The sequence below is a fragment of the Citrobacter sp. S55_ASV_140 genome (assembly GCF_018919505.1).
In the GTDB taxonomy this organism is placed as follows: Bacteria; Pseudomonadota; Gammaproteobacteria; order Enterobacterales; family Enterobacteriaceae; genus Citrobacter; species Citrobacter werkmanii.
Genome location: NZ_JAHLQZ010000137.1, coordinates 1 through 11,394 on the forward strand (window position 1 = coordinate 1; position 11,394 = coordinate 11,394).

16 protein-coding genes and 1 pseudogene are annotated in these 11,394 nt (G+C 47.3%); 9 read left to right on the top strand and 8 right to left on the bottom strand.

Annotated features, from left to right (window positions below; translation table 11 throughout):
• A partial coding sequence (locus KQJ18_RS17245; protein WP_216422372.1) for an HAD hydrolase family protein occupies positions 1 to 245 on the bottom strand: 245 nt, incomplete at its 3' end.
• The gene (locus KQJ18_RS17250) at positions 245 to 1,453 is read right to left on the bottom strand and encodes an MFS transporter (protein WP_216422373.1); all 1,209 of its coding nucleotides are present in this window, start codon (positions 1,451 to 1,453) and stop codon (positions 245 to 247) included. The genes KQJ18_RS17245 and KQJ18_RS17250, both read right to left, overlap by 1 nt.
• 85 nt (positions 1,454 to 1,538) lie before the next feature.
• Here KQJ18_RS17250 and KQJ18_RS17255 point away from each other — a divergent pair, with 85 nt between their 5' ends.
• Positions 1,539 to 2,087 (top strand): TetR/AcrR family transcriptional regulator, encoded by a 549-nt coding sequence (locus KQJ18_RS17255; RefSeq protein ID WP_069323233.1) that lies wholly within the window; start codon positions 1,539 to 1,541, stop codon positions 2,085 to 2,087.
• Between the two features lie 5 nt (positions 2,088 to 2,092).
• Here KQJ18_RS17255 and KQJ18_RS17260 read toward each other — a convergent pair whose 3' ends face one another.
• A complete protein-coding gene (locus tag KQJ18_RS17260; RefSeq protein ID WP_204524999.1) occupies positions 2,093 to 3,007 on the bottom strand; it encodes a LysR family transcriptional regulator in 915 nt (304 codons plus the stop codon).
• 102 nt (positions 3,008 to 3,109) lie between these two features.
• On the opposite strand from KQJ18_RS17260, the gene KQJ18_RS17265 reads away from it, so the two are divergent.
• Positions 3,110 to 4,024: a DMT family transporter gene (locus KQJ18_RS17265; RefSeq protein WP_216422374.1), complete on the top strand. Its 915-nt coding sequence runs from the start codon at positions 3,110 to 3,112 to the stop codon at positions 4,022 to 4,024.
• 13 nt (positions 4,025 to 4,037) lie between these two features.
• On the opposite strand, the gene KQJ18_RS17270 is transcribed toward KQJ18_RS17265, so the two are convergent.
• The 5 genes from KQJ18_RS17270 to KQJ18_RS17290 all read right to left on the bottom strand — a co-directional run bounded on the left by KQJ18_RS17270 (position 4,038) and on the right by KQJ18_RS17290 (position 9,367).
• Positions 4,038 to 4,835: an SDR family oxidoreductase gene (locus tag KQJ18_RS17270; protein ID WP_159122148.1), complete on the bottom strand. Its 798-nt coding sequence runs from the start codon at positions 4,833 to 4,835 to the stop codon at positions 4,038 to 4,040.
• A 247-nt stretch (positions 4,836 to 5,082) separates the two neighbouring features.
• Positions 5,083 to 5,481 carry a hypothetical protein gene (locus KQJ18_RS17275; protein ID WP_216422375.1) on the bottom strand — a complete coding sequence of 133 codons (399 nt, stop codon included), beginning with the start codon at positions 5,479 to 5,481 and terminating at the stop codon, positions 5,083 to 5,085.
• A gap of 469 nt (positions 5,482 to 5,950) precedes the next feature.
• Positions 5,951 to 6,970: a tyrosine-type recombinase/integrase gene (locus KQJ18_RS24895; RefSeq protein ID WP_181523176.1), complete on the bottom strand. Its 1,020-nt coding sequence runs from the start codon at positions 6,968 to 6,970 to the stop codon at positions 5,951 to 5,953.
• An 82-nt stretch (positions 6,971 to 7,052) separates the two neighbouring features.
• A complete protein-coding gene (locus KQJ18_RS17285) occupies positions 7,053 to 8,750 on the bottom strand; it encodes a DUF4041 domain-containing protein (RefSeq protein ID WP_216422376.1) in 1,698 nt (565 codons plus the stop codon).
• Between the two features lie 20 nt (positions 8,751 to 8,770).
• The gene (locus tag KQJ18_RS17290; RefSeq protein ID WP_046669918.1) at positions 8,771 to 9,367 is read right to left on the bottom strand and encodes a phage repressor protein CI; all 597 of its coding nucleotides are present in this window, start codon (positions 9,365 to 9,367) and stop codon (positions 8,771 to 8,773) included.
• Positions 9,368 to 9,462: 95 nt separating this feature from the next.
• Here KQJ18_RS17290 and KQJ18_RS17295 point away from each other — a divergent pair, with 95 nt between their 5' ends.
• From KQJ18_RS17295 to KQJ18_RS17325, 7 genes and pseudogenes are all read left to right on the top strand, one after another.
• Positions 9,463 to 9,684: a regulator for prophage gene (locus tag KQJ18_RS17295; RefSeq protein WP_004201303.1), complete on the top strand. Its 222-nt coding sequence runs from the start codon at positions 9,463 to 9,465 to the stop codon at positions 9,682 to 9,684.
• 32 nt (positions 9,685 to 9,716) lie between these two features.
• Positions 9,717 to 10,226 (top strand): phage regulatory CII family protein, encoded by a 510-nt coding sequence (locus KQJ18_RS17300; RefSeq protein WP_216422377.1) that lies wholly within the window; start codon positions 9,717 to 9,719, stop codon positions 10,224 to 10,226.
• Positions 10,227 to 10,233: 7 nt separating this feature from the next.
• Positions 10,234 to 10,434 carry a phage filamentation protein Fil family protein gene (locus KQJ18_RS17305; protein WP_216422378.1) on the top strand — a complete coding sequence of 67 codons (201 nt, stop codon included), beginning with the start codon at positions 10,234 to 10,236 and terminating at the stop codon, positions 10,432 to 10,434.
• On the top strand, positions 10,398 to 10,739 hold the full coding sequence (locus KQJ18_RS17310; protein WP_000963480.1) for a DUF5347 family protein: 342 nt from the start codon (positions 10,398 to 10,400) through the stop codon (positions 10,737 to 10,739). Before KQJ18_RS17305 ends, KQJ18_RS17310 begins: the two co-directional genes overlap by 37 nt.
• A 67-nt stretch (positions 10,740 to 10,806) precedes the next feature.
• Positions 10,807 to 11,040, top strand: a complete 234-nt coding sequence (locus KQJ18_RS17315; RefSeq protein WP_216422379.1) for a DUF2732 family protein — start codon at positions 10,807 to 10,809, stop codon at positions 11,038 to 11,040.
• The gene (locus KQJ18_RS17320; protein ID WP_216422380.1) at positions 11,040 to 11,267 is read left to right on the top strand and encodes a TraR/DksA family transcriptional regulator; all 228 of its coding nucleotides are present in this window, start codon (positions 11,040 to 11,042) and stop codon (positions 11,265 to 11,267) included. The genes KQJ18_RS17315 and KQJ18_RS17320 overlap by 1 nt, the downstream gene beginning before the upstream one ends.
• Positions 11,264 to 11,394, top strand: a pseudogene (locus KQJ18_RS17325) (3'-5' exonuclease); the annotation flags it as partial. The gene KQJ18_RS17320 and the pseudogene KQJ18_RS17325, both read left to right, overlap by 4 nt.

An 11,394-nucleotide genomic window follows, 5' to 3' on the forward strand; every position in this document is an offset into this window, starting at 1 on the left:
CCGTTAAAAATATCTTTCCCTTCACTGACTACCCAACCGCCGTTTTCAGCGACAAATGAGATTTCATTGGCCAGTTCAGGGAAAAAGGAGATGAGCTGGTAATACTGGTTGCCGCTGGCGACGACAAAACGGATGCCTTGTTTTTTCATCTGATGATATTGCGCCATAAACCGCTCACGGTTATAGGTTTTTTGGTCGCTTAAAAAAGTGCCGTCCATGTCGACCGCAATTAATTTGATGCTCATTAGCTGTTCTCCATCACAGGGGTATTTTTGAGATCCGGTTTCGCCACCGCTTTCGCGACGATGGCGGCGATAAGCACCAGCGCCAGCACCACCAGCATAGCGCTGCGCAGGCCGTAGTGTTCACCCAGATAGCCGAGCAGCGGCGGCCCTACCAGGAACGCCAGGTAGCCGGTGGTCGCCACAACGCTGACGCGGGTTGGCGCATCGGGACCGGTGTCGCTGGCGGCTGAAATGGTCAGCGGGAAGCCGAGCGATGCGCCAAGCCCCCAGAGAATAACGGAAACACCTGCTACCCAGGTGCTATCGACAAAAATAATCAGACTGATGCCAAGCGCACCCATCAGCGCGCTGGCACGCACTACCGCGACGCGGCTGTAGCGGTCGATGAACCAGCCGCCGGTGAATCGACCCACGGTCATCCCCAGCGTAAAACCAGCATAAATCAGCGAGCCTGATGTCGGGCTAAACCCGTGGCCATCCACCATTAGCAGCGGCAGCCAGTCGTTGGCCGAACCTTCAGCAAACGCCATTGCCAGCACTACGACGCCAATCAGCAGCAACTGAATGTCGCGATAAAAAGGCACGCCTTTTTCGCTGGAGTGAGAGCCGTCAGAGGCATTCTTGCCCGTGCCGTCTGGAATGGCCTTGATGGCGATAAAGATAGGAGTGATTGCCACCATTGCCGCCAGTAAAATATGTAAAGTCGCTGGAACGCTGAAGGCGGTAAGCATCATCCCGACCCCGGCTCCCGCCAGCGTTCCCAGACTGTAAAAGCCATGCATCATCGGCAGCACGGTTTTGTTCATTTCGCGCTCAACTGCCGCGCCTTCGACGTTGATGGCGACTTCCGCCGCGCCAAAACTGGCGCCAAACACGCCCAGGCCAAACGCGAAAAGCCATGGGGAATGCAACCAGAGCGCCGCGCTGAGGATAGCCATCCCGAGGACTGCACAGGACATGGTGGTGCGGATCACTTTACGCGTGCCAAATCGTTTCACCAGCCAGGCCGAACAAAGAATGCCACTCATCGAACCAATTGAGAGTCCAAACAATACCGCGCCCATTTCGGCGGTGGAGATGGAGAGGATATCTCGGATGGCAGGAGTACGCGTTGCCCAGGAAGCCATTAGCAATCCGGGTAAAAAGAAAAACGTGAAAAGCGCCCAGGTGCGACGTCTTAAGGCTTTGCGTGATGAGATGCCAGTCATGAATTCGAGCCAAAGAAAAGAGGGAAGAAGACAACATTAGCAAGACTGTGTACATTTGTACACAAATGCAAGGAGAGGAAATGCAGTGCGACGCGCGAACGATCCGCTACGGCGGGAAAAGATAGTTCAGGCCACCCTGGAGGCGGTAATAGCCTACGGTGTCCATGGGGTTACGCACCGAAAAATCGCCATGATTGCCGGGGTGCCGCTGGGTTCAATGACCTATTATTTCTCAGGAATAGATGAGCTTTTAATGGAGGCGTTCGGGCGCTTTACTGACACAATGTCTCAGCAGTATCAGGCTTTTTTTGCCGACGTTGCGGATGCGCAGGCAGCCTGCCATGCCATTACCGAGATGATTTACAGCTCCCAGGTTACGACGCCCGATAATATGGAACTTATGTACCAGCTGTATGCTTTCGCCAGTCGCAAACCGACGTTGAAAATGGTGATGCAAAACTGGATGTTACGCAGTCAACAAACGCTGGAACAATGGTTTGAACCGGTAACTGCGCGGGCGCTGGATGCATTTCTCGAAGGAATGACGCTGCATTTTGTCACCGACAAAAAACCGCTGTCGCGGGAAGATATTCTGGTGATGGTGGAGCGTATTGCCGGATTGCCGCAGAGATAAAATTATCAAAATGGTTTGTCGAGGCGGGTAACGGCCTGACGTAAAAAATCGATGACTTTCATCGCCGCTGGCGTCAATGGTCGGGCGGCTATTTTTACCGTCCCGACATCCATATAAGTAATAAAATCATCAATCGTTCTGTGCATAACGCGCAGACCATCCAGTGACCACGGGCGATACACCAGGTCGGATAAAATGGTTATGCCTCTGCCTTTTGCAACCAGGCTTCTTATGGCTTCAAAAGAGTTGCTGCGAAAACTGATATTGGGCGTATAGCCACGCTGCTGCCAGTAATCGATGATTACGTCAGGGTACTTATCGGTTTCCAGCAGTAAAAATGGAAGCTTCTCGACGTCTTTTAAACGGATCGAAGACTCGCTCTGTAGCGGATGCCCAATAGACGTCCACAGGCGGCGCTGTGAACGAATAAATGTTTCGATCTCCAGGTCGTTATCATGGCTGATGTTTGAGGTCAGAAGCAGACAAAAATCGACCTCGTGTTCCCGTAGCGCCTGTACCAGTTCCGGTGCTGTAGCTTCATAAAACACGATCTCCAGCAAAGGAAAACGTCGTTCAATATCGTTGAGTATATCCGGGATAAGATAAGCAGAGAGCGTTTCGGCAATGCCTATGCGCACCGTGCCGGTAAGAATTTCACTCCTGTCATGCAGGTCGTCAACAGCCGAGTGGCTACTGTTGATGATGTTGCAGGCATGTGCCAGAAAGCGCTCGCCCTCGGCGGTGAGCTTCACCCCTTTGGGGTAACGTACAAATAGCTGCACGTCTAATGCTTCTTCCAGATTCCGCATGGCAATAGTCATTGATGACTGAGAAATATGACAGCGCGCAGCAGCTTTGGAAATTTGTAATGTTTCTGCAAGTGCGATGTAAAACTCAAGTTGCCTTAGCGTAAATTTCATAGTTTTAATCTATGCACATGGATAAAAACGTTATATTAGCATTCATTTTCACACCGCCGTAGCCTTGTGGTCATACCGTACAACTGACAATAAGGCGCATATATGCCCTATCTTTTACTCAGTCTGGCTGCCTGTTTTTGGGGTGGAAATTATGTGATTGGTCATCTATTGGTCGCTGAAGTTGATCCCATTGTTTTATCAGCGGCACGCTGGATATTTACCGCGTTATTATTGATGGCGCTCTATTTTCGTCAGGTCACAGAGCAATGGCCGGTGATGAAAAAATCCTTTGGTACTATCGTCTTCCTCGCGCTTTGTGGTCAGGTTCTTTTTCCCTTAACGCTGTATATCGGCCTGCAATATACAACCTCGCTCAATGCGGCGATTTATATGTCCACCACCCCGGCGCTCGTTCTGTTAATCAATAAGTTCTTTTTTAAAGAGCGGATTTCTGCGCGAAATATAGCCGGTGTGCTCCTGAGTACAGTTGGTGTTACCTGGCTGGTGTCGCAGGGCGATATGATACACGCGCGGGTATTTGCACATCTGAATCAGGGCGATGTCTGGACCATGGGGTCGGCGGTAAGTTGGGCTGTTTATTGTGCTTTTTTGCGCATTAAACCGCGTGAGGTGAAGGGAAACGCCTTTGTCGCCGTGAGCGCGCTGCTCGGTGCGATGGTGCTTATTCCGGTACTGGCTGTGGAGCTGATGCGCAATGGTATGCCGGGCTGGGATAGCTATACCAATACAGGTGTTACTACTGGGCTGGCATACCTTGTTATTTTTCCTTCCTGGCTGTCATATCTGTTATGGAACAAAGGGATTAGTGCCATTGGCGCAACCCGCGGAGAGATATATTCACACTTGATCCCACTGAGTGGCGGATTATTTAGCGTTATATTTTTGCACGTCACTCTGCATTCATATCATCTGGTGAGCGCGTTGGTTATTATGTGCGGTATAGCATTGTGTTCCCGCCCGAGTGCAAAAAAAGACTCGCAGCAGCGCACGGCGTAAAAAAGCGAGTAAATTAGCTTACAGTTGCGCCCCCGGTAATATTTACCACCGTGGCGGTTATTGCTCCGGCATGGTCTGAAGCCAGAAAGGTTGTAACCTCAGCGATTTGTGCCAGCGTAGGCAGGCGTCCGATCATGGTGCCTTGTGCCGCACCGCCTAACCATTGTTCGACGGTTAAACCCATTGACTGTGCTTTCGCGGTGAAAATCTCCCCGGTATAGGAACCGGCCGCTACCGCGTCCGCAATCGCATGCGAGCGCACGCCGACGACACGAATGTTTTTTGGTCCCGTCTCGCTGGCAAGCGCTTTAATAAACGCTTCTGTTCCTGCACAGCCGACGATATGGCCGAGATGCCCGGGCATTGCCATCGGGGCGGCGGGCGCAACGATGGTGAGAATGACGCCTGCTCGATCGCCGCCCATGTGCGGTGTTACGGCTTTTGCGATATTGAACTGCGCCGCAAGGAAAGGGGTGATACCGCTCATAAACTCAGAGAGGGATAATGCGTCGATGCGCTTGCCCTGTTCATGCATAAAGCCGGTCGCGTTAACCACCACATCAATTCCACCGGTTTGCTGTACCAGGCGGGTAACTTGTGTTGAGGTGTCGTGCTCGTCGAGCACATCGGTGATAAACGTATCGACGGTACCCCCCGCCATTCGCAGGCGACTGGCCGCCCAATCAAGTTTTTCCTGACAGCGCGCGCCCAGGCATACATGGGCACCTTCGCGTGCCATCGCCTGTGCAACCGCGCTACCAATAGCACCGCTGCCGCCGAAGATCACCGCAACCTTTCCAGTAAGCAACATAGTAAACTCCCGTTACCTTTAAGCACCGATTAAAAGTATGTGCCATAACCAGCGTGCTGCAAATTTGGGGAGGAATTACGGGGAGAAGGGGGGATAGCAAATTTCAGGCAACAAAAAACCCATTTATATAAACTGGTTAGTGAAAACAATGAGTTACAAGATAACCAATAAGTTAGGTTAGTGATAAGGAGTGGCGATTACGGGGCAATGCCAACCGCTGCCGCCACTTTGTCGCCACTAAGTGTTACTAATGGATACCTCTTTTCTTTGCTTCCATATCCATCATAAAGTCGGTCATATAGTCTGGATTAAAATCTAAACCCTTAGCTTTCCAGTAGGCGGCTCTCTGAATATCTTTAACTTTTTTATCCATCATGAAGCTAGTCATGTAATCAGAATTGAAGTTGTATCCTTTCTTTTTCCAATAGTTAGCTCTTTGTATATCCTTAACTTTCTGATCCATCATGATGCTTGTTGTATAGTTAGCGTCAAAGTCATAACCTTGTGATTTCCAGTAGTGCGCCCTCTCAATATCTTTAACCTTTTGATCCATCATAAAGCTGGTCATATAGTTGGGATCAAAATTGTAACCTTTCTGTTTCCAATACAATGCTCGTTGAACATCTTTCCTTTTTTGAATTTCCATATAATTTTCGCTTGTATATGGATATTGTTTATCTGGCGAAAGTGACCCTTGGGAAGGCGAATTTTTTAGGTTAGGGCTAGATCCACTGAGAGTATTAGTTGCGGTGCCCGAATGCTGGTAAGAGTATGAGTTGGTGGGAGATTCCTTCGTACCAATTTTCCCTGTGTAGGGGTTCGTATTTCCTTTTGTGCTCCAGTTATTGTAAAAATTATGATCTGGCGCTGAGCGATAGTGAGGCTGTACGTAGGTTCCATTACTGCGAAAATACCCATTAACATGTACATTACTTCCTTTTGAAAAGGTGCAAAAGGATAAAATGGATGTCAACATTAAGATTAAGTAATTAATAGTCTTTGTTTTTAACATGTTTATTATAAATGCCAATAAAGAAAAACACTGAAGCTGAGATGCTTAATATTCTCTGATGCTATCATTTTCTTTTACGGGAATCACAAAAATATTATTAATCTTATCCCTTTGTCATAGTGGCGAGTGGATTGAGATACAATGCAGTTTCAAGGTGTTCTGGTGCAAGGTGCGCATAGCGCATAGTCATTTTGATATCGTGGTGACCAAGTATACGCTGCAGTGCAAGAATATTGCCCCCCGACATCATAAAGTGTGCTGCGAACGTATGACGCAGAACGTGTGTTAGCTGACCGCGTGGAAGCACGATAGAAGTCTTATCCATTACAGATAAAAACTGGAAGTAGCTGTCAGTGAAGAACTTGAAACCGTCTAGGGCAATGATTTCCTCATACAGCTCTTTGCTAATCGGAATGCTTCGGTTCTTTTTGCCTTTGGTCCTGACGAATGTGATCCGGTATTTCGTAACCTGAGAACGAGTTAGGTTCACAGCTTCGCGCCAGCGTGCTCCGGTGCTCAGACAGATTTTAACGACCAAAGCGAGCAGGGGGCTTTGGCGGTTGCAGTCGTACAAAAGCTCAGTAATTTGTTCATGCGTCAGCCAGGCCATCTCCTTTTCTGCGATGGTAAATTTGCGCATGTTCTCCAGCGGGTTCGGCGCTGTCCATTCACCTAGTCGGGCCAGCTCGCTAAAAACGCCGCTAAGGTAGCTTTGCTCAAGGTTGATAGTTACCGGGCTGGCACCTTTCTTCCACTTGTCGCTAAAGTAGATTTCCCCTGTAAGGCGTTTATCGCGGTAGTGCGCGAACAATTTGGAACTGAGATCTGTTGCGAGAGGGTTTCCGAGTGCATCGACCATCAGGACCAATTTGTCGTAAACATGCTCGCCAGCGGTCAGGGATTTGCCGTGCAGTTTGAACCAGAGTTCAACCACATCTTTCAGAGTTCGACGGTCTACCGATTCACCCAGCCAAGGCTTAGCTTCTGCCTCATCCATCGTGTGACGCTCAAAAGCTAATGCTTCGCCTTTGGTAGCGAACTGTTTACGCACGCGACGCCCGCTGCGTCCGGCAGGGTAGCATTCACAAATCCATTTTCCGGTGCCGAGTTTACGTACTGCCATAAAAAAGCCCTCATGTCTGAGGGCTAAATTTAACTGTATATTCAAACAGTGGTCAATGTATGATTAACGTAAATCATACATGCTATGCAACGATTAGTTCTTCGTTTTCTTCTGTTACTGCGTTGCGCGCATTCTCAATGGCTAAAGACTCTCTATACTCTTTAGCTGCTGCAAACATTGTCCAATGCGCATTAATGTTCATGTTTTCAATAGTAGACTTAATATCCTTTATGCCAACATTGAAGAACTCTTTGCGTGAGTTAACCTTGTTCAATTGCTTGTCGTTAAATACTTTATGCAAGTGGTTTTCTAATGATGGAGCATCATCACTGTAGATCATTGCATGTACATCGAATGAGAATGGCACACTGGCATCGCCAAGTTCACGAATGCGATCCAATGGCTCAAGGCGGCGTGTCATCCCAATTTTATATACATTTTCGCCGAAGGAACCGATGTTACTAATAACATAAACATGGCCTGAGCGTGTTTGTTGTGCCATTGAAATAGCTCGCTGGTTTTTGGCTTCAGCTTCTTCATATTTAGCTTGTAATTCAGCCAATTTCTGTTCAAGAACTAAGCGTTGCTCTTCTCCAGCGAGCATTAATTCTTTGGTCGCCTTATCAATGGCCTGTTGAATGGCTTTTTCTTCTTTTTCAGCTTCTTTTATTGCTTTTTCATACTCTCTGCGAGCTCTTTCTTCTTCGCGAAGTTGTTCTTTAATTCTTCTTTGTTCTTCTTTCTCTTCAAGCATAATTTCATTAACTGCAACACCCCATTTTAGTTCATTAAGTCGTGCTTGAAGATATATTTCACTTATTTTAGCTGACCTAAATGCAGAACCGTTATAATTAACTAGCTGAAAGGCATCTTTTATTTCCTGAGATAGTTTACCGAAGTTGTTATGTTTTATTTTTGATAGAGTAGTGTCTACTTTTCCATTGAAAGCATCCAAAACAAAGTTGATTGCAGTAGTGCGTCTATTCTGTTCAACATAATCACACGAGGCTGCTTTATTAGTTCTTATTAATGAATCTGTTAATTCTCTGGCTTTTTTCAACTCCTTACCTGCATCTGTAAACTCATAATTTTCCGCCAACTCATCAAGTACACTGCGATTAGGAATTATCCATTCATCCCCATAACCTTCAATTTTATTCTTCATTGATTTGGCAACGGATTCATATCTTTCTGCAAATTCTTTCGCTTCATAAGCTGATCCAGCAATCTCCTTTGCCCTTTCTTCAGCATTTGAAATTATTTTTACTGCATTATCATTAGCATTTGAGATCAGTTCATTCGCTTTACTGTTTGCATTATCAAGGCGTTCTTTGGCTTTCAAGCGTGCATCGCGAGCGTCTTTGGTGATAGCTATTGCTTCGCTATTTGCATTGCTTATTGTGAGCTGAGCTTGATTATGTGCTTCGTTTACTGTTTTAGCTGCCATTATTTGAGCTTCTTCTATTTTCTGTTTAGCTATAGAGTCGGCTGTCTTAATCTTTTTCTTTGCATCCAGTACCGCGCTGTGTAACTCTGCATATTGCCATAGGGGGGCAGCTCTTCCTTCTAACTCAGAGTGCTCACGTATAGCTTGAGCTATTTTTTTATCGGACTCGCTCAATTGATTTGTTAGAGAGTCTCTTTCTTTTTTTAAGTTATCGTTCTCTAATGATAAGTTTGTGACTGTTAACTTATTTTTTTTGGCTATTTTGTACAAGATAAGAGCCAAGACGGGCGAGGATAATGCTAAAAATAATACTATTATAAGAAATAAATCCATTTCTAAGTCCTTTTATTCTATCAATTTGAAACAGTTGTGCTTCTCACATATGCGATAACTTCTATATCTGAAAAAGCACATTCAAAACTATTATCTACAGTAGAAATTTTAATCATGCCCTTAGGCAGCCTGGTGATGAGCCTAATGGAATAAGTTCCATCAATGTTGATCAACCAGTACCCATCAAGCACTTCTGCAAATTTTTGCTCACAGATGTATGTAGTAGGTCCGTCCAGAACAACAATCGGTGCAGAAAGCTTCGCGGGAAGAAATGACGCGTCAAATACACATGAGCCATCTTCAACCATTTTTCCCGCAACCAGACGAAACTTCACGAGCTCTTCAGTGGTTGCTGTTTGAGAACTTAGCTTAAGACCTTGCCCGGTGGTCAACCAATTGAGCGAAGTACCTGTTTCCAGGGCACATTGAATTATCCAATCTGCGGGGAAGGTATCTCGCAGGTATCTATTAGCCAATGTGCTTTTGGACACTCCTAAGTGGTCAGCAAGGGCCTGCCGAGTTGTAAATCCATATGCCTCGACCAGTCGCTCAATCGCAGCCTTGCCACCCTGATTGGGATTTATTTTGATCTCATTTGGGTACTTTGATGTTGACATATCTCTTATGCGATCCTAGTATCAATTTAGTTCCCATTTGGGGACTTGTCACGATTACTACCGGCTCACCACAAGCCAATAGGAGATGTTGCATCATGACCCCTAACATTTCAATCACTCTGAATACACCGCACGTCACAATTGAACGCTACAGCGAGCTAACAGGACTGCCTGTAGACACCATTAACGACATGCTCGCTGATGGTCGTTTGCCTCGCCACCGTCTGCGTAAGGACAAGAAACGCGAGAAAGTGATGATTAACATCGTCGCGCTCACTGTTGATGCGCTTTCTGATTGCAATGTCGCTATTAGTTAGTTCCATTTTGAGATACATCGGAGTCTCTTGCTATGTTTGACTATCGAGTTTCCAAACACCCGCATTTCGATGATGCCTGCCGTGCTTTTGCTTTACGTCATAACATGGCGAAGTTGGCAGAACGCGCTGGCATGAATGTCCAAACCCTGCGCAACAAGCTAAATCCGGAACAACCGCATCAGCTCACCGCGCCGGAAATCTTGCTGCTTACCGATCTCACTGAGGATTCAACGCTGGTTGACGGTTTTCTGGCACAAATTCATTGCCTGCCGTGTGTGCCATTAAATGAAGTGGCAAAAGAGAACCTGCCGCATTACGTCATGAGCGCAACGGCTGAGATTGGGCGAGTAGCTGCAGGTGCAGTATCCGGTGATGTAAAAACCAGTGCTGGCCGTCGCGATGTGATCAATAGCATCAACTCTGTTACGCGCCTTATGGCACTCACTGCAGTTTCATTGCATGCGCGTTTGCAGGCGAATCCGGCGATGGCAAGCGCGGTAGATACCGTGACGGGCTTGGGCGCTTCGTTCGGTCTGATCTGAGGTGGCTATGCTGACTAAAGAACCATCCTTTGCATCTCTGCTCGTTAAGCAAAGTCCTGCAATGCACTGCGGTCATGGCTGGATTATGGGGAAGGATGGCAAGCGCTGGCACCCGTGCCGTTCTCAGGATGTGCTGCTGGCTGAACTGTCCACTAAAAAGCAGGGGAAACCATGGCTATTGAAGGGGATGCTGCGACTGTTCCGCTAAGCGCTGGCCTCCGCCTTAATGGGTTAAACCACATCGCGGAATTAAGGGCGAAAGTGTTTGGCTTAAATATTGATTCAGAACTGGAGCGCTTTATTAGCGATATGCGGGACCAACGGGATATTAACCATGAACAGAATAAACGCGCACTAGCCGCAATATTCTTTATGGCAAAGATTCCGGCGGAACGTCATAGCGTCAATGTTAGTGAGCTGACGACTGACGAAAAGCGGGAGCTGATTAAAGCAATGAACCATTTCCGTACAGTGGTGAGTTTATTTCCAAATCGGCTAGCCATGCCGAATTAACCAACAACCGAAATTAAAGGCGTAAACCCGCCGGGCTTCTTATTGCCCAAATTCAGGAGAAATAACAATGCGAAATATTGAAACCCGAATCACCAAAACAGGACCAGATGATGCTGGCATTAACCAGATGCTGACTGATGCACGCATGGAAGAACGCCGTGCACGTGCCGCGGCAATGGCAGCACGTCTCGATAGCCTGGCTTGCCATATCACGTCACGCCAGCTTAATCACGTTGAAGCGGCGGAGCTGTTGCGTATTGCGGCTGAAAACATTCAAAACGAAGCGCAGGAGCTCCACTGATGGCTGATTCAATGGACCTTGTACAGCAGCGCGTTGAAGAAGAACGTCAGCGCCACATCCACACCGCCCGCAACAGAACGCCGGGCGTTTCTCGTGTTCTCTGCATTGAGTGCGATGCACCGATCCCGCCAGCACGCCGCCGCGCTATTCCGGGCGTGCAGTGCTGTGTCACTTGTCAGGAAATTTCAGAGCTGAAAGGCAAACACTATAACGGAGGTGCTGTATGAACATTATTAATAAGACAATTAGCCAACGTGCAGCGCAATGGCTTGATGAAGGATATTTATTCATTGATACCGAAACCACCGGGCTGGGAGATGATGCGGAAATAGTAGAAATATGCATTATTGATAG